This is a genomic window from Erwinia typographi (genome assembly GCF_000773975.1).
Lineage (GTDB): Bacteria > Pseudomonadota > Gammaproteobacteria > Enterobacterales > Enterobacteriaceae > Erwinia > Erwinia typographi.
In genome coordinates, this window is record NZ_JRUQ01000016.1 from 54546 (window position 1) to 71330 (window position 16785).

Below are 16785 nucleotides of genomic sequence, written 5' to 3' on the forward strand. Positions count from 1 at the left end.
AAAATTTTCATCGCCTGCCAAACGCCTGGACACCGGCAGTGAACGTCGGTCAGATGCACTGAATTGAAGCTAATTTGCACCATAAATGCACACAATGAAAATCATCATGCAATCAATGATGCAATCAATACAGAAGCTGATTGCAGAATTACGTTAGCCAGGCAATAGTGGTGATAACTTCACCGTTTCGCTGGAATGGCAGGCATGCTTAATAAACTCGCTAACCGCTGGAAAAGTTATCAGAGCCAGAACACACAACGTCCGGCTTATCTGCTGATTGCAGATATCATTGCTGACGGAATCAACAGCGGTGAGTTTCAGCCTCGCGACCGCCTGCCGCCGCTGCGTGAACTTGCCATCCTGCTTTCGCTCAATTACACCACCGTTACCAGAGGCTATGCGCAAGCCAAACGGCGTGGCCTGATCGACTCACGTCCGGGGCTCGGTAGTTTTATCCGGGGTAAGGTGCCCGCCGTGCCGCTGAGCGGTGGCAGCAGCTATGAAATGACGATGAATTCCCCGATTGAGCCGGGCCTAGAACTGGCGCAGGCAATCAGTGAGGGGGCGATCAATCTGTTCACGCAGAAGAATATCCTGAGTCTGCTGCGCTATCAGGATTTTGGTGGTCAGGCTGATGATAAAGCGATGGCAAAAGTCTGGCTGGAGAAGCAACTGCCTGCGGTAAGCATGGAAGAGATCCTGGTCGCGCCAGGGATTCACAGCACATTGGTGGGGCTGCTGACGCTGCTGTGTCGTAAGGGTGGCAGCGTCTGCGTCAGTGATTTGATTTATCCGGGCCTGAAGGCTATCGCCAGCCAGCTGAACATCACGCTGCAATCTTTGCCCTGTGATGAAGATGGACCTCTCCCTCGTGCCTTTGAATATCAATGTCAGACGGGCAGCATCAGTGCGCTTTATATCAATCCCACGATCCAGAACCCCACAACCCTGACGTTGCCATTACGGCGACGTGAAGCGCTGGCCGACGTGGCGTTACGTTACAGCGTGCCGGTGATAGAGGATGAAGCCTATGTGGCGCTGGCGACCCACCACATTACCTCGTTCAGCGAACTGATTCCCGAGCTGACCTGGTATGTCACCGGCATGTCGAAATGCTTCGGACCGGGGCTGCGTACCGCGTTTGTCAAAGGCCCAGGCAAACGTAATACCCAGCTCCTTGCAGGGGCGCTACGCGCGCTGAATGTGATGGCAAGCCCTATTACTAACGCGCTTGCTACCCAGTGGATCGGCGACGGTACGGCTGACAGAGTATTGCAATCCGTGCGTGCCGAGTCGGTTATTCGCCAGAAAATGGCCAGTGAAATCCTGAGAGATTTCACCTACCGTGCCACCCCGCAGGGATTTCATCTCTGGCTGCTGCTGCCGCGCCATTTCAACTGGAACCCAGCCGAAATGGCCGTGAAGTTGCGTGAGCTTGGCGTGAGTGCCGTTTCAAGCGCGGCATTCTGTACCGACAATAACCCACCGGATGCCCTGCGAATTTGCCTGGGCGGTTCCTGGTCGCGCGAGATCTGCGCTGAGAATTTACAGACTATTGCCCATGTCATGCACAATCCTCAGCATTATGGCAGTGTCATTCTGTAGAGTGGCGGGGGATGCTGGTGATTTGGAGGCTGATTAGAGAGGTTCGGAATACAAAAAAGCCCGCTAAGCTGCGGGCTGGTGGGATTTTGGGTGTTGATGGTGTGTTTTTCTCGGTCATTCGATATTCTGAATCTGCTCGCGCATCTGCTCAATGAGCACTTTCAGTTCAATAGCGGAAGTGGTCACTTCGGCGTTGATCGATTTTGAGGCCAGGGTGTTCGACTCACGGTTGAATTCCTGCATCATAAAGTCAAGGCGTCGGCCAACGGCTTCCTTCTTCTTCAGAATGTTGTAGGTTTCCTTGACGTGCGCTTCCAGGCGGTCCAGCTCTTCGGCGACATCCACACGCTGGGCCAGCATGATCAGTTCCTGCTCCAGGCGGTTACTGTCCAGCTGCACCTGAGCGTCCTCCAGCTTGCTGACCAGGCGTTCACGCTGCCATTTCAGTACGTCCGGCATTTGTGCGCGAACCTTACCGACCTCGGTGGTCACGCCTTCCAGACGCTGTTCAATCAGCGACTTCAGCGCTGTCCCTTCGGTTTCACGGGAGGTGATGAAGTCGTCGAGCGCTACGTCCAGCGCTTTCAATAACTCGGCTGAAATCGCATCAAGATCCTGCTCCTCCGCCGACATCACGCCAGGCCAGCGCAGGATATCGACCGGATTAATTTCTCCTTCGTCGCTCTGCATCTTGACCCAGTTAGCGGCCTGAACCAGCTGGATAGCCAGCTTCTCGTTGAGCACCAGCGCGCTTTGCGCACGGGGATCGGCATCAAAACGCAGGTTACATTCAATTTTGCCGCGCGTCAGGCGATTACGGATACGCTCGCGGATCACTGGCTCAAGGCCACGAAACTGCTCCGGCAGGCGGATATAGGTTTCCAGATAGCGCTGATTAACGGAACGAAGCTCCCAGGCTGCGCTACCCCATTCGCCTTTGGTTTCACGTCGTGCGTAGGCGGTCATACTGCGGATCATGTTCTTTACCCGTTTTCAAAGAAAGATAAGCAGATTATAGCGGTGCGGGTGGAACCTTAACAGGTATTCAGGCGCACTCTGGAGAATTAGTTGAAGGGGAAGGCGTTTAAATACCGGATTAAGTCAGGGCGGTCTCCACAAAGAGCACTGCATAAAATATAACAGGGCGAATTTCAGCAGGTTTTAGAAATATCAGATACAGAAGAAAAGAGTAAATGTTTCAAGCCATTTATAATAAAAAACCTCCTGAGGTATAATTATGTTTGATGATTTCTGAAATGAAAATAGTAATTTTACTAAATTCATTAAATTTTAATTATAGAAAGATCATCTTGCATCATATAATGAAAGTCATTTATCTTTAACCAGGTTCAGGGATATGTTCAGAACGGGAACGATAAATTTATGGATAATGTGGACAGTATTATCAGGGAGTTTTTTCCTCATAAGGCCATTGCTCCGTGGCTGAGGAAATTAATCAGATGGGTGTTCGGTGAAAAAAAACTCACCGCTATCCTGCAGAAAATCTCAGACAAGCAGGGGGTGGAATGGGTTGCGGCAGCAGCAAAAACCCTCAGATTTCACTGTGAGATTGACGATGATGATTATCATAATCTTCCTCGTAGCGGTCCGGTAATCATCATTGCTAATCATCCTACCGTCATGGATGGGATGGCCGTCATTAATACCCTTTCCAGAGTCAGAAAAGATGTGAAAATTGTCGCCAATCATGTTTTGTCTCTTATTTTTCCTGCGACGAAGTCTGTCTCTGTTGGCATCAGAAATATGCACGGGAAAATGAGCCATAAACAATTTCGGGAGATGAACGATCACCTGAAGCAAGGTGGCGTATTGGTGATTTTCCCGGCTGGGCGGCTGGCAAAACTGACTCTCAGGGGGCTACGCGAGTCACCCTGGCAGGCTGGATTTATCCAACTGGCAATGAAAAACAATGCGGCCATTGTTCCGGTACATCTTAAAGGCTACAACACCCTTCGCTATTACCTCACCGCGTTAATCTGGCGCCCGTTATCCAACCTGATGATTATTCATGAATGCCTGCGGCATCGGGGGAAAACCCTCCGCGTGAAAATTTGTCAGCAAATCGATCTTTCCACGATCGATCGCCGTGAAATTGACTTCTCACAGACCACGTCAGAACTCCAGCGGCATCTACAGCAGACTGGCAATAACTTGCCAGGCCTTGTGCCCACCCGGCCTCCGCTGTCTGGCCCAGTCGACCGAAGTGAACTGACTACTATTCTGGAACGATGCGAAGTGATGAAAACGTGCTGCGATGGGAAAAGGCTTTATCTTTTTCTTTATCAGGATGAAGTTGACCTTCCCCTGCTTCACGAACTGGGGCGTCTCAGAGAGTTCTCCTTCCGCGCTATTGGGGCTGGCACTGGAGAGTTGCGCGATAACGATATCTACGATCGGCATTATTATCACGTTATCCTCTGGGATACGGAACGGCTGGAAATTGCCGGTTCTTATCGACTGGCTCCCGCAGGGGAGCAACTGGCAAAAAAAGGCCTTGCGGGCCTTTACAGCCACAGCCTGTTTAACTACCAACAAAGTGATTTTCCTCAGGTTGAAAAAAGTATCGAAATAGGAAGGGGCTTCATTCAGTCTGAGTATCAAAAAACCAAAGCATTAGATGAACTCTGGAAAGGCATCTTTATATTCATAAATCGCCACCCTGATTACAAATATTTGTTAGGCGTATTGTCCATACCTGGAATCTACTCACTTCAGGCCAAAAACCTTATCGTCTGTTTTTATAATATTTACTTCCCATTCGGCAAGAAAATATGTAACTCTCAGCGGGACTACGTTGTCGATGATGAAAGTATTGCGGGGTTTTTTATGGGGGATGATATCACCAGCGACTGGAAGCGTTTAAATAAGAAGCTGGATGAGCTGAATTGTTCGCTTCCCTGGCCTTACAAACAGGCAGCGAAATGGTATTCGGACGGAGGATCAGCGATGTGCGGCTTCGTTGAAGATCACCATTTTAATACGCTGGCGGGGCTGAATTTTTGCGATATAGAAAAGTTAAAAAAAATGTATTCACGCCACTATCTTAAAAATTCGTAATCGCACCACAGGATCTCTACCCATTGGATAGAAGAGACCGGGGAACTGTAATGGAATTATGGTTGAAAATTATATTCTTTTTAATGCTGCTGCTCAACATAACGGCGTGTGAAGATGCTGACTCTGGTCACCTTTCCGGCTATACGCATGGCGACTTTATCTATCTTTCACATCCCCAGTCAGAAAAAATAGATCAAATCATGGTGAAGAAAGGAGATCTGGTCAAAAAGAATCAAAAACTGGTAGAAATGGAGAGTTTTGCTGCTGACAATTCACTGCGTATTGCTGAAAAAAATCTTCAGGCTGAAAGTGCTCTGCTGCTGAATATGCAGTCCGGGGAACGTGTTGAAGAGCTGAACGTTGTGCAGTCGCAGCTGGCCCGAGCCCGCTCGGCTGCGAATCTGGCGAAGAGCCAGCTTGCCAGGAACCTGCACCTCTATAAAACCGGGGTAATTTCGGCCGTTGAGTGGGAGCGCATGTGGGACGATAGTGCGCAAAAAAATGCTCAGGTCACCGAATTGATCTCGCTTTTAGAGGCAAAAAAATTACCGGCTCGCACCGCTCAGCTACAAAACCAGGCATCGCGCGTTGACTCAGCCAGGCTAGAAAGAGACAAAGCGCAGTGGAACTATCAGCAGAACATCATTGTGGCGCCTGAGGACGCGCGCGTTTATGACATCATTTATCATCCCGGTGAGCGGCCAACGGCTGGCAGGCCAATTATCACGCTGCTCCCACCCGAAAACGTTAAGGTCAGGTTTTATATTCCGCAGTTGAAACTGGGGTTGTTCCAGCCGGGTATGCAGGTCAGCGTACGCTGTGATGGATGCCAGCCCGTCTCCGCCACGATTAACTACATCAGCCCTCAGGCAGAATATACTCCCCCGGTTATTTACAGTACTAAGCGCCGTGAGAAGTTACTCTTTATGGCGGAAGCCGCGATTGCCAGGGAGCAGGCGAGTTTCATTAAAATTGGTCAACCGGTCAGGGTGGAGATCGCGGCTGGTGAATGATTTCTGCATTGACGTTAAAAATCTGAATAAGCACTTCGGCAATCAGCACGTAGTGAAAGATTTTTCTCTGCAAATTGGTAAAGGGGAGATCCATGGATTTCTCGGACCCAACGGCAGTGGAAAAACCACCTCTATCCGCATGATGTGCGGGCTCCTCACCCCAGATTCGGGCAGCGGGCACTGCCTGGGTATGAATATTTTTACCCAGCGCGATCTGATAAAAAGACGCATTGGCTATATGACCCAGCACTTCTCCATGTGGGGGAACCTCACCATTCGGGAGAATCTCATGTTTATCTCCCGGCTTTACGGTCTGGAGCGACCCAGAGCGATCGTCGAGCGTACCTTATCAGAGCTGGGGTTGCTCTCACGCCAGCACCAGCTGGCGAAAGTCCTTTCTGGCGGCTGGAAGCAGAGAATGGCTCTGGCGGCCTGTTTGCTGCACAAACCCTCTTTACTTTTTCTTGATGAGCCGACGGCGGGAGTGGACCCCAAAGCGCGCCGGGAATTCTGGCAAACGCTGCATCATTTGTCGGATGACGGCATCTCAATTCTGGTCAGTACTCACTATATGGATGAGGCCGAACGCTGCCATAAAGTTGCCTACCTTTCCTATGGCAACCTGCTGGCCAGCGGTACCATTCAGTCCATTATTCAGGCGCAGAATCTTACCACGATGAGGATCTCTGGAAGGGGACTGAGCGCGTTGGAAAACCGCTTACAGCGCCGTGATGGCATTGAGCAAACGGTGATATTTGGCAACAACCTCTTTGCCACTGGCAGAGACAAACAGAAGCTACAGGCAATCCTTGCTGAGGTCATTCCGGCTGGTTATGACACTTGTCGCGTCGACACCACACTTGAAGACGCTTTCGCCTGGCTAATGAAAAATAACAATGAAAAATCCTTTAATTAGATTTTCCGTCAGACGTTGGTTTGGCGTGGTATTAAAAGAGCTGCATGAGCTGCGGCGCGACAGAGTCAGCATTGCCATGGTTTTCCTGACGCCTCTCCTGCAACTGATTATCCTGGGTTATGCCGTCAATATGGACCCGCACAACATCCCCACCGCGCTGATCAATTATGATGGAGAAAGGATGAGCCAGGTATTTGTGACGGCGGCTCAGAATACCGGTTATTTTTCAATGGTTCCGGTGTCATCAGAAGAGGAGGCGAACAAAGCGTTTGTCCATGGCGATGTGATCTTTATCGTCACCATCCCACAGGGGTTCAGCCAGAAAATATTGCGCGGGGAGAAACCTCAGCTGCTGATCCAGGGGGATGCCATCGATCCGATGACCACCGGAAACGCGCTAAGCGCGATTGTTCAGGCTGCAAAGTCTATGTTTAGGCGGGATATACCAGAGGCCTTGCGGGGAGCAGAATCCAGCGATGACATTGAGTTGGTAATCCACCGCATGTTCAACCCGGAAGGCATTACGCAATATAACACCATCCCTGGGATTATTGGCTCAATACTGAGTACCACATTAATTCTGATGACGGCGCTATCCATTACCCGGGAGCGGGAAAATGGCGCGATTGAAAATCTTCTTATTTCGCCGGTGACCGGATTAGAGATGATTATCGGAAAAATTACTCCTTTCGTGATGATTGGACTATTTCAGTCGGCGATCATTCTGCTCTGCGCGGTAATGGTCTTCAGGATACCGCTGCTTGGCAACCTGTTCCTGCTTTTTATGGTGCTGATGATTTATGTGTTTCTCTGTCTGTCCATCGGTACTGGCATCTCCAGCGTGGCGCAAAATCAGCTACAGGCGCTGCAAATGTCCTCATTCTATTTTATTCCATCGATCATGATGTCAGGATTTATCAGTCCGTTTATCAGTATGCCCGCCTGGGCGCAGGCTATTGGGTCATGCCTGCCGTTAACCTATTTTATCCGGCTGATAAAAGGAATAATGCTGAAAGGTTATTCTTTTACCGAACTGTTGCCGGATCTGCTGCCGCTAATCGTCCTTGCCATTGTGGTCACGGGGATCGGTCTGAAGACCTATCGTAAAACGCTGGACTAAAGGGGTAACGGCAGGGCCAGCGACAGATTTTTGGCGAAAGGGCGGCTCTGTCTGGCAGGAAAAGCCCTTCGTCGGACAAGCACCAATAGGCATCAGACGCTGAAATCCGTATAATGCGCAGCCAATAACGATTTACTAGCCGGAGAGAAACCATGCGTCCAGCAGGCCGTAGCGCACATCAAGTGCGCCCCGTCACACTGACCCGTCACTATACCAAACATGCTGAAGGTTCAGTGCTGGTTGAATTCGGTGATACCAAAGTGCTGTGTACCGCGACCATTGAAGAGGGCGTGCCGCGCTTTCTGAAGGGGCAGGGGCAAGGCTGGGTAACCGCAGAGTACGGGATGCTGCCGCGCGCTACCCACAGCCGCAACGCCCGCGAGGCCGCGAAAGGCAAGCAGGGGGGCCGTACCCTGGAAATTCAACGTTTGATCGCCCGCTCGCTGCGCGCCTCGCTGGATTTGAAGGCGCTGGGCGAGTTCACCATCACCCTGGACTGTGACGTTCTTCAGGCCGATGGCGGAACCCGCACCGCTTCGATTACCGGAGCCTGCGTTGCGCTGGCCGATGCACTCAATCATCTGGTGGCGACGGGTAAGCTTAAAGCGAACCCGATGAAGGGAATGGTTGCCGCGATTTCGGTCGGGATCGTTAATGGCGAAGCGCTGTGCGATCTGGAGTATGTGGAAGACTCTGCCGCTGAAACCGACATGAATGTAGTGATGACGGAAGACGGCCGCATGATTGAAGTGCAGGGAACCGCAGAGGGCGAGCCGTTCAGCCATGATGAGCTGCTCCAGCTCCTCGCGCTGGCGCGAGGGGGCATTGATTCCCTGATTCTGGCGCAGAAAGAAGCGCTGAAAGACTGATTTTTCCAGGCGACCAGAGAGTCGCCTTTTTTATGACAAGCAGAGGACCAAGACATGAAAGCCTGGCAGCGCCAATTTATCGAATTCGCCATCAACAAGCAGGTGCTGAAGTTTGGTGAGTTTACGCTGAAATCGGGGCGAAAAAGCCCTTATTTCTTCAATGCTGGTTTGTTTAACACGGGCCGCGATCTGGCGTTACTTGGGCGTTTCTACGCGCAGGCGCTGGTAGATTCCGCCATTGATTTCGACCTGGTCTTCGGTCCGGCGTACAAAGGGATCCCGATTGCGACCACCACCGCTGTCGCCCTGGCCGACCACCACGATCGCGATGTACCCTACTGCTTCAACCGTAAGGAAGCGAAAGATCATGGTGAAGGCGGAACGCTGGTAGGTAGCCCGCTTCAGGGGCGCATCATGCTGGTTGACGATGTGATTACCGCAGGCACCGCTATTCGCGAATCGATGGAAATCATCGCGGCGCATAACGCCACGCTGGCTGGCGTGTTGATATCGCTGGATCGTCAGGAACGCGGTCGGGGTCAGGAGTCGGCTATTCAGGAAGTAGAGCGGGATTACGGCTGCAAGGTGATTTCGATTATCACTTTGAAAGAGCTGATCGCTTATCTCGAAGAGAAGCCTGAGCTGGCGGACCATCTGGCGTCCGTTCGCGCCTATCGTAAAGAATACGGTATTTAATACTTTTGCGGGTCAGTTTGCGCAGACCCGCACTGTCTTAAACCAGCTGAGCAGCGAGCAGCGGCCAGCGGGTGTCAAAGTCTACCGTTGGACGATAGCGAAATCCTGAACGAACAAAGCGCGACAGTAACCCTTCGCAGAAGGCCAGCAGCTGGCTGGCCAGCAGCGTTTCATCGGTGACAAAACCTTCACCTTCCCGCATCTTCTGCTCACGCAGCACCTGGCGAAGCTGCACTTCAATCCGCTCAAACAGCTGATTAATCCGTCCCTGCAGGCGATCCTGTTCAAACATCAGCGCGTGCCCGGTCAAAATGCGCGTTAAACCCGGGTTCCGCTCACCAAAGCCGAGGATCAGCTGGACGATCAGACGCAGGCGCGGCAGCGTCTCTTTCTCATCTTTCAGAATCAGATTGATGCGCGTAATCAGACTGTCTTCAATAAACTCAATCAGGCTGTCAAACATCCGGGTTTTGCTGGGAAAATGCCGGTAAAGTGCCGCTTCCGACACCCCGACGTTTGCCGCCAGTTTTGCTGTCGTAATTCGTTGACTGCCATCGCTTGATTCCAGCATTTGCGCCAGAGCCTGCAATATTTCTTCGCGACGATTCCTTTTCGCACTTTTTTTCTCTGCCATGACCTGAAAAACCCCTGAAATATCACCTTGAACGGGCAACTGCCCACGCAACGTCCGCGAGCAATATGCTCGCGGCGGAAATAAGGATAAGTTAATCGCTATGGATCTGTCGGTTGACGCTTACTGACGACCGGAGTGACCAAAACCGCCCTCGCCACGATCGCTGGTGTCAAAATCTTCCACTAAATTGAATTCAGCCTGAACCACCGGGACAAAGACCATCTGAGCTATACGCTCGCCCGGCTCAATGCTGAAAGCTTCCTGACTGCGGTTCCAGACGGAAACCATCAGCTGACCCTGGTAGTCAGAATCAATCAGGCCAACCAGGTTACCCAGCACCACACCGTGCTTATGGCCAAGCCCTGAACGGGGAAGGATGACGGCGGCCAGCTGCGGATCGCCAATATGAATGGCCAGACCGGTTGGCACCAGCGTGGTAGCGCCAGGCGCCAGCAGAATGGCGTCATCCAGGCAGGCCCGCAGGTCAAGGCCCGCGGAACCTGAGGTGGCGTAGGTCGGCAGAGGGAAGGCTTTACCTACACGCGGATCTAAAATCTTAACGTCGATTTTTTTCATCATAAAGGCTGACTATCTCGTCTAATAACTGTTGGCCAAGGAGTGACTTATCGCTGAGCGGTAAGGCTTTTTCTCCCTCCTGCCAAAAAAGATGCAGGGCATTGGTATCACTATTGAAACCCTGCCCGGCTTGCGAAACATCGTTGGCGCAAATTAAATCCAGGTCTTTACGTAGCCGTTTTTGCTGCGCGTATTCTTCCACATTCTGGGTTTCTGCCGCAAACCCGACTACGTAAGGGCGGCTTTCCGTCATGTGGGCTACCCCAGCTACGATGTCGGGGTTTTTTACCATTTTGAGGGTGACTTCATCACCCTGTTTTTTTATTTTTTCTACCGCAACTTCAGCTGCACGGTAATCTGCGACCGCCGCCGTGCCAATAAAAATGTGCTGTTTCGCGGCGCTTGCCATCACCGCGCTCTGCATTTCTAAAGCGGTCATTACGTCCACTCGCTTAACCCACTGCGGCGTTTTTAATGCCACGGGGCCGCTGACCAGGGTGACGTTCGCCCCGCGTTTTGCTGCGGCTGCGGCAATGGCGAAGCCCATCTTACCTGAGCTGTGGTTAGTTATGAACCGCACCGGATCAAGCGCCTCGCGCGTTGGACCGGCGGTGATCATAATGTTGAGATGTTTCAGATCGTTGACGGGAGAAAACCAGGTGGCGGCTTGATCAACAATCGTCAGCGGGTCCAGCATCCGGCCAGGCCCGATATCGCCGCAGGCCTGGCTGCCGCTGTCTGGCCCCCAGATTGGCAACCCCCGGTCGGCCAGTATCTGGAGATTATGCTGCGTGGCAGGGGCGCGATACATTTGTTGATTCATCGCGGGCACCACCGCGACAGGGGCCGCCGTTGCCAGACAAATTGTGGTGACCAGGTCGTTGGCCATGCCAGCGGCGATCCGCGCAACCAGGTCGGCCGTCGCCGGTGCCAGAATCACCAGGTCGGCCCATTTCCCCAGCTCAATATGGCCCATTGCCGCTTCGGCGGCCGGGTCCAGCAGGTCATCAGACACCGGATAGCCGGAGACGGCCTGTAGGCTCAGGGGCGTAATAAAAGCTTTGGCGGCCTCCGTCATCACTACGCGCACCTCGGCTCCGCGATCCCGCAGGCGCCTGACCAGTTCTGGCGCTTTATAAGCCGCAATGCCGCCGCTTACGCCCAGCACAATGTGTTTACCGGTTAATCCCATCATCTTGCACTCCGCCCTGTAGAGTCAGCCTGGTGCGGCTCACGGCCGCCACAATAGCGGTATTTTACCATATTCAGCCAGCGGTGCCCGTTAGCACAACGTAGCCTTTGCGAGGCAAGTCGCGGAGTCAGGCTCAAAGCATGGAAAAGTACTGTATATAATGCCATGATTATTCTGGCTGAGGAAGTAGGGAGACCGATGATGAATAACTGGCTGGAGAGGCCGCCAAGAGAGAAGCTGCTGGCAGAAGGGGTTGAGACGTTAACGGATACCGAACTGCTGGCTATATTTCTGCGAACGGGTGCGGGCGGTACACATGTGATGGCGCTGGCAGAGCAGCTGATTCGCACGTTTGGCTCTTTATACTCCCTGATGACGGCGAAACGGGAAGTTTTTAACGAGATCAAAGGAATAGGTGATGCCAAATACGCGCAGATCCACGCCATTGCTGAACTGGCGCGCCGCTTTTTTACCTGCGCGCAGGCGCAGGAACGGCAGGTAGCCAGTGGGACAGCAGAAATGCTCAACTACTTTTACAGCAAGCTGGCGCACCGGGAGCGAGAAATTTTTATGGTGGTGTTCTTCGACAACCAGCATCGTGTTATTCATTCCAGCGAGATGTTTGCCGGAACGATTGATCGCGTTGAGGTTCATCCCAGAGAGATTGTCAAAGAAGCGCTGGCGCGTAATGCCTCCGCGATAATCCTCGCGCACAATCATCCTTCAGGTATCGCCAGGCCCAGCAAGGCTGACCACACGGTGACGCGGAAGGTTGTTGCCGCCTGCCAATTGCTGAATATCCAGGTGCTGGACCATATTGTGATTGGACGCGGAGAATCCGTTTCTTTTGCCGAACGAGGCTGGATTTGACCTGCCTGGTTCTGCCGCAAAAGCGTCTTTTTGCCCGCCATTAAGGGGAGAGAAGCGTTCAAATGAAGCAATTTTGCGCGATCCAGAGGGATCTTTATCTGTTCGGGACTTGAGCAGCAGCGGCGCAGGGCGTATACTACGCCACCTTTGAGAATCTCGGGTTTGGCATTTGGGCCTGCTCAGCGGGTTCACATAGAACTCGCCTGGATGGGCTAAGAGCCTGACGAGGCGGCCAAAACCTTTTTTTTAAAGCTCGAGCTGATTTGATTTTTGGAGAATAGACATGTCACGAGTCTGCCAAGTAACTGGCAAGCGTCCGGTAACGGGTAACAACCGTTCCCACGCAATGAACGCGACGAAACGCCGTTTCCTGCCGAACCTGCACTCTCACCGTTTTTGGGTTGAGAGCGAAAAGCGCTTCGTTACACTGCGCGTCACTGCCAAAGGCATGCGCGTAATTGATAAAAAGGGTATTGAGACGGTTCTGGCCGATCTGCGTACCCGCGGTGAGAAGTACTAAGGTAAGGAACTGAAACATGGCTAAAGGTATTCGTGAGAAGATCAAGCTGGTTTCTTCTGCTGGTACAGGTCACTTCTATACCACCACGAAGAACAAACGTACTAAGCCGGAAAAACTGGAACTGAAGAAATTCGATCCGGTTGTCCGCCAGCATGTGATCTATAAAGAAGCTAAAATCAAGTAATTGATTGTAGTGGATAAAAAACCCGGCTTCGGCCGGGTTTTTTGTTTTTGGACGGGGAAAAGCGTTGTTAACGGGAGACGAGTAAATGCCGGAGTTACCTGAAGTTGAAACCAGCCGTCGCGGAATTGAACCGCATCTGGTTGGGGCCACTATTCTTCACGCTATTGTCCGTAACGACCGGCTGCGCTGGCCGGTCTCCCAGGAAATTCATAGCCTCAGCGATCGGCCGGTGCTCAGCGTGCAGCGCCGGGCGAAATATCTGCTGATAGAACTGGCTGAGGGCTGGATAATTATCCACCTTGGCATGTCGGGAAGCCTGAGAGTGTTGCCGGAAGAGCTCCCCGCGGCAAAACACGACCATGTGGATCTGGTGATGAGCAATGGCAAAGTATTGCGCTATACCGATCCGCGCCGTTTCGGAGCCTGGCTGTGGTGTGCCGATCTGGCCGCCAGCAACGTGTTGGCCCATCTGGGGCCTGAGCCGCTGAGCGAAACCTTTTCCGCTGAGTACCTGTTTGAGAAGTCGCGAAACAAGCGCACGCCGGTTAAGCCATGGCTGATGGACAATAAACTGGTGGTGGGCGTAGGGAACATCTATGCCAGCGAATCTCTGTTTGCCGCCGGGATCTTGCCCGATCGTCCGGCAATGGTTCTGACCCGAAATGAGGCCGATCTGCTGGTCAGAACGATTAAAGCCGTGCTGTTACGGTCGATTGAGCAGGGCGGCACAACGCTGCGAGATTTTCTGCAAACGGACGGCAAGCCGGGGTATTTCGCTCAGGAACTCCAGGTATACGGTCGTGCTGGCGAACCCTGCCGGGTATGCGCAACGCCGATCAAAAGTGCTAAGCACGCTCAGCGCAGCACCTTTTACTGTCCCCGCTGCCAGAAATAAATGTTGGCTCAGGCCTGGAGCCTGGCGAGCAGCGCCGAGTAGACCGGCTGCGGTAGAAAGGCGCTCACATCGCCATTGTGACGAGCCACCTCTTTTACCAGGGAGGAGGAGATAAAGGAGTATTGCTCTGAAGGCATCAGAAAAACGCTCTCCAGCGACGGCAGCAGATGGCGGTTCATATGGGCCAGCTGAAGCTCGTATTCAAAGTCAGACACGGCTCTGAGGCCGCGAACCAGCACGTTAGCCTGCTGAGCGCGGGCGAAATTCGCCATCAAATCGCTGAACCCCACCACCTCCACATTCGGCAAATGGGCAACGACCTGCTGCGCCAGCGCAACACGCTCCTCAAGCGAAAACATCGGCTTTTTACCCGGACTGGCGGCGATAGCCAGCACGATACGATCGAACATCAGTGCGGCGCGCGTAACGATATCGAGGTGGCCATTGGTCATCGGGTCGAAGGTGCCGGGATAGATCGCTTTGGTGCTCATAGACCGCCCTTACCGGAAGCGTGAGAGGTGTGATTCAGCGCCCAAAGCGCCGCGTATTTATTGAACGTGTATTGCGCATTGACCACCGACAGCAGCCAACCCTGTTTACCATCCAGAAAGCCCGCGCGGAGCACCAGCGTTTTAAAGAAGGCGCCAATAGTGTGCAAGAAAATGGCAAAAACGCCGCAGCGCTTCCCCTGATGATAGCGCTGTTTTGCCCAGGCTTCAGCATAGGCGAACTGTTTCCACTGGAAGGTGGAAAAATCGCGGCAGGTCAGATGCAGCAGGTCGCCTTTCAGCGGCGTTACCACCGCCCCCTGGGTCTCCAGCGATTCATGGACCTGATGATCGTTGTATTGAAAGCTGGCGGGATACAGCCGGGTGACTCTGTCTGGGTACCAGCCGCTGTGGCGCATAAAGCGGCCCAGGAAAAGGTTGCGTCGGCCCAGACTGTAGATGGCGCCGGGGGCTGGCTGCTCCAGCGCGGCTTCTATCGAAGAGCGGAGCTGCGGGGTGACGCGCTCATCGCTGTCGATCATTAAAATCATCGGGTGCGTAGCGTAGCTTTGCGCCAGCTGGCGCTGTTTACCGTAGCCGTGCCATTCGGTGGCGTGAAAGACTTTCGCTCCGTGCCTGGCGGCAACCTGAGGGGTTCCGTCGCTGCTGCCGGAATCCAGCAGGATAATTTCATCGGCCCAGCTAACCGACTCCAGACATTCAGGCAAAAGGTCGGCCGCATCTTTGGCGATCAGCACTACGGACAGGGCCAGGCGTGAAGACATTTAGTGATTCCGCTGTGGCAAATGGGGTTCGAGTAACTGTAGCAGACGTTGCAGCGCGCCCTGGTTCTGATGCAGGACTTCCACCGCATGACGGCCATAATAGAGGCGATAATCCTCATCGGTCAGCAGTGTGCCAATCTCTTTGTCCAGAGAATCGGCATCGGTAACGGTGATCAGGCCGTCCGCCTGCTGCAACTTGGCGCAGATATCTTTAAAGTTGAAGGTGTTGGGACCCATCAGCACCGGAATGGCATGGGCGGCCGCTTCCAGAGGATTATGCCCGCCGCGTTCAACGAGGCTACCGCCGACGAAAGCCAGATCGGCAATCCCGTACAGCAACATCAGCTCGCCCATCGTATCGCCTATCACCACCTGAGTGCTGCCGGAAGGGATCTCACCGCTGCTGCGCAGGGTAAAGCTGAAGCCTGCTTTCTGCGTCATTTCACGGGCGGTAGAGAAGCGTTCAGGATGGCGGGGCACCAGTATCAGCAGCAGGGTAGGAAACCGTGCCAGCAGCTTACGGTGCGCTTCCAGAATAATGCTCTCTTCGCCCTCATGCGTACTGGTCGCAATCCATACCGGACGGCGGGGCGCCCACTGACGGCGCAGAGTAATTGCCCGCGCCGCCAGCTCGGGAGTGACGGAGATATCAAATTTGAGGCTGCCGGTGACGGTCAGATGAGAACGTTTTAAGCCAAGGCTGATAAAGCGCTCGCCGTCCTCCTGATTTTGCGCGGCGATAAGCGTAATGCGCTGCAACAGGCGCTGCATAAATTTGCCGAGCTTTTTATAGCCCTTTGCCGACCGCTCGGACAGACGGGCATTAGCAATCACCAGCGGAATTTTTCGCTGGTGCAGGAGGGCGATCATGTTAGGCCAGAGCTCGGTTTCCATAATGATCACCAGCCTGGGGTTCACATTATCCAGAAAGCGATTCATTGAGCCGGGCAGATCGTACGGCAGGTAAACGTGGTGCACATCCTTGCCGAATGCGGAAGCCGCACGCTCAGAACCGGTCGGCGTCATAGTCGTCACCGTGATCGGCATTGAGGGATAGCGATGACGCAGTGCCCGCACCAGCGGCACGGCGGCCAGCGTTTCGCCAACAGAGACGGAGTGCAACAGAATGCCGTCCGGCTTCACTTTGCCTGCGCAATAGCCATAGCGTTCTGCCCAGCGTTTTCGGTAGGCGGGGGCCTTCCGGCCGCGAAGCCAGAGCCGGAGCCAAATCAGGGGCTGAATGAGATAAAGCAGAACGGTATAAAGTGTTGTCATCACAGTGTTTATTAACAGCGGAGAGACTCGCGCCAGAGTATGCCAGAAAAGAGGAATAATACGGCATGT

General features: G+C 53.2%; 18 protein-coding genes. 11 read left to right on the plus strand and 7 right to left on the minus strand.

Features of this window, described 5'->3' with window-relative positions; translation table 11 throughout:
• Window positions 1-204: 204 nt before the first annotated feature.
• Window positions 205-1605, plus strand: coding sequence for an aminotransferase-like domain-containing protein (locus tag NG99_RS03505; protein WP_034888472.1), 1401 nt, complete (start codon window positions 205-207; stop codon window positions 1603-1605).
• A gap of 114 nt (window positions 1606-1719) precedes the next feature.
• Here the strand turns inward: NG99_RS03505 and NG99_RS03510 are convergent, their stop codons facing one another.
• Window positions 1720-2583, minus strand: a complete 864-nt coding sequence (locus NG99_RS03510) for a YicC/YloC family endoribonuclease (RefSeq protein ID WP_034888474.1) — start codon at window positions 2581-2583, stop codon at window positions 1720-1722.
• 405 nt (window positions 2584-2988) lie between these two features.
• Here NG99_RS03510 and NG99_RS03515 point away from each other — a divergent pair, with 405 nt between their 5' ends.
• From NG99_RS03515 to pyrE, 6 genes are all read left to right on the plus strand, one after another.
• Window positions 2989-4683 carry a lysophospholipid acyltransferase family protein gene (locus NG99_RS03515; RefSeq protein WP_034888477.1) on the plus strand — a complete coding sequence of 565 codons (1695 nt, stop codon included), beginning with the start codon at window positions 2989-2991 and terminating at the stop codon, window positions 4681-4683.
• Between the two features lie 50 nt (window positions 4684-4733).
• On the plus strand, window positions 4734-5696 hold the full coding sequence (locus NG99_RS03520) for an HlyD family secretion protein (RefSeq protein WP_034888479.1): 963 nt from the start codon (window positions 4734-4736) through the stop codon (window positions 5694-5696).
• Entirely contained in the window at window positions 5689-6612 is a 924-nt protein-coding gene (locus tag NG99_RS03525; protein WP_034888481.1) for an ABC transporter ATP-binding protein, read from the plus strand. Before NG99_RS03520 ends, NG99_RS03525 begins: the two co-directional genes overlap by 8 nt.
• A complete protein-coding gene (locus NG99_RS03530) occupies window positions 6593-7732 on the plus strand; it encodes an ABC transporter permease (RefSeq protein ID WP_034888483.1) in 1140 nt (379 codons plus the stop codon). The genes NG99_RS03525 and NG99_RS03530 overlap by 20 nt, the downstream gene beginning before the upstream one ends.
• A gap of 152 nt (window positions 7733-7884) precedes the next feature.
• Window positions 7885-8601 carry a ribonuclease PH gene (gene rph / locus NG99_RS03535; protein WP_034888484.1) on the plus strand — a complete coding sequence of 239 codons (717 nt, stop codon included), beginning with the start codon at window positions 7885-7887 and terminating at the stop codon, window positions 8599-8601.
• A 54-nt stretch (window positions 8602-8655) separates the two neighbouring features.
• Window positions 8656-9297 carry an orotate phosphoribosyltransferase gene (pyrE, locus tag NG99_RS03540; protein ID WP_034888485.1) on the plus strand — a complete coding sequence of 214 codons (642 nt, stop codon included), beginning with the start codon at window positions 8656-8658 and terminating at the stop codon, window positions 9295-9297.
• 37 nt (window positions 9298-9334) lie between these two features.
• Here the strand turns inward: pyrE and slmA are convergent, their stop codons facing one another.
• The 3 genes from slmA to coaBC all read right to left on the minus strand — a co-directional run bounded on the left by slmA (window position 9335) and on the right by coaBC (window position 11699).
• The gene (gene slmA / locus NG99_RS03545) at window positions 9335-9931 is read right to left on the minus strand and encodes a nucleoid occlusion factor SlmA (protein WP_034888487.1); all 597 of its coding nucleotides are present in this window, start codon (window positions 9929-9931) and stop codon (window positions 9335-9337) included.
• 120 nt (window positions 9932-10051) lie between these two features.
• Window positions 10052-10510: a dUTP diphosphatase gene (gene dut, locus NG99_RS03550; RefSeq protein WP_034888489.1), complete on the minus strand. Its 459-nt coding sequence runs from the start codon at window positions 10508-10510 to the stop codon at window positions 10052-10054.
• Entirely contained in the window at window positions 10488-11699 is a 1212-nt protein-coding gene (coaBC, locus tag NG99_RS03555; RefSeq protein ID WP_157032542.1) for a bifunctional phosphopantothenoylcysteine decarboxylase/phosphopantothenate--cysteine ligase CoaBC, read from the minus strand. Before coaBC ends, dut begins: the two co-directional genes overlap by 23 nt.
• Before the next feature lie 198 nt (window positions 11700-11897).
• Between coaBC and radC the strand changes: the two genes are divergently transcribed.
• From radC to mutM, 4 genes are all read left to right on the plus strand, one after another.
• On the plus strand, window positions 11898-12569 hold the full coding sequence (radC, locus tag NG99_RS03560) for a RadC family protein (RefSeq protein ID WP_034888615.1): 672 nt from the start codon (window positions 11898-11900) through the stop codon (window positions 12567-12569).
• A 283-nt stretch (window positions 12570-12852) separates the two neighbouring features.
• The gene (rpmB, locus tag NG99_RS03565; RefSeq protein ID WP_034888493.1) at window positions 12853-13089 is read left to right on the plus strand and encodes a 50S ribosomal protein L28; all 237 of its coding nucleotides are present in this window, start codon (window positions 12853-12855) and stop codon (window positions 13087-13089) included.
• Between the two features lie 16 nt (window positions 13090-13105).
• Entirely contained in the window at window positions 13106-13273 is a 168-nt protein-coding gene (gene rpmG, locus NG99_RS03570) for a 50S ribosomal protein L33 (RefSeq protein WP_001051798.1), read from the plus strand.
• Window positions 13274-13358: 85 nt separating this feature from the next.
• On the plus strand, window positions 13359-14168 hold the full coding sequence (gene mutM / locus NG99_RS03575) for a bifunctional DNA-formamidopyrimidine glycosylase/DNA-(apurinic or apyrimidinic site) lyase (RefSeq protein ID WP_034888494.1): 810 nt from the start codon (window positions 13359-13361) through the stop codon (window positions 14166-14168).
• 8 nt (window positions 14169-14176) lie between these two features.
• Here mutM and coaD read toward each other — a convergent pair whose 3' ends face one another.
• Genes coaD through waaA form a run of 3 tightly spaced genes read right to left on the minus strand, consistent with a single transcriptional unit; the run spans window position 14177 to window position 16716 of the window.
• Entirely contained in the window at window positions 14177-14659 is a 483-nt protein-coding gene (coaD, locus tag NG99_RS03580) for a pantetheine-phosphate adenylyltransferase (protein ID WP_034888496.1), read from the minus strand.
• Entirely contained in the window at window positions 14656-15441 is a 786-nt protein-coding gene (locus tag NG99_RS03585; protein WP_034888497.1) for a glycosyltransferase family 2 protein, read from the minus strand. The genes coaD and NG99_RS03585 overlap by 4 nt, the downstream gene beginning before the upstream one ends.
• Entirely contained in the window at window positions 15442-16716 is a 1275-nt protein-coding gene (gene waaA / locus NG99_RS03590; protein WP_034888498.1) for a lipid IV(A) 3-deoxy-D-manno-octulosonic acid transferase, read from the minus strand.
• Between the last annotated feature and the right edge of the window lie 69 nt (window positions 16717-16785).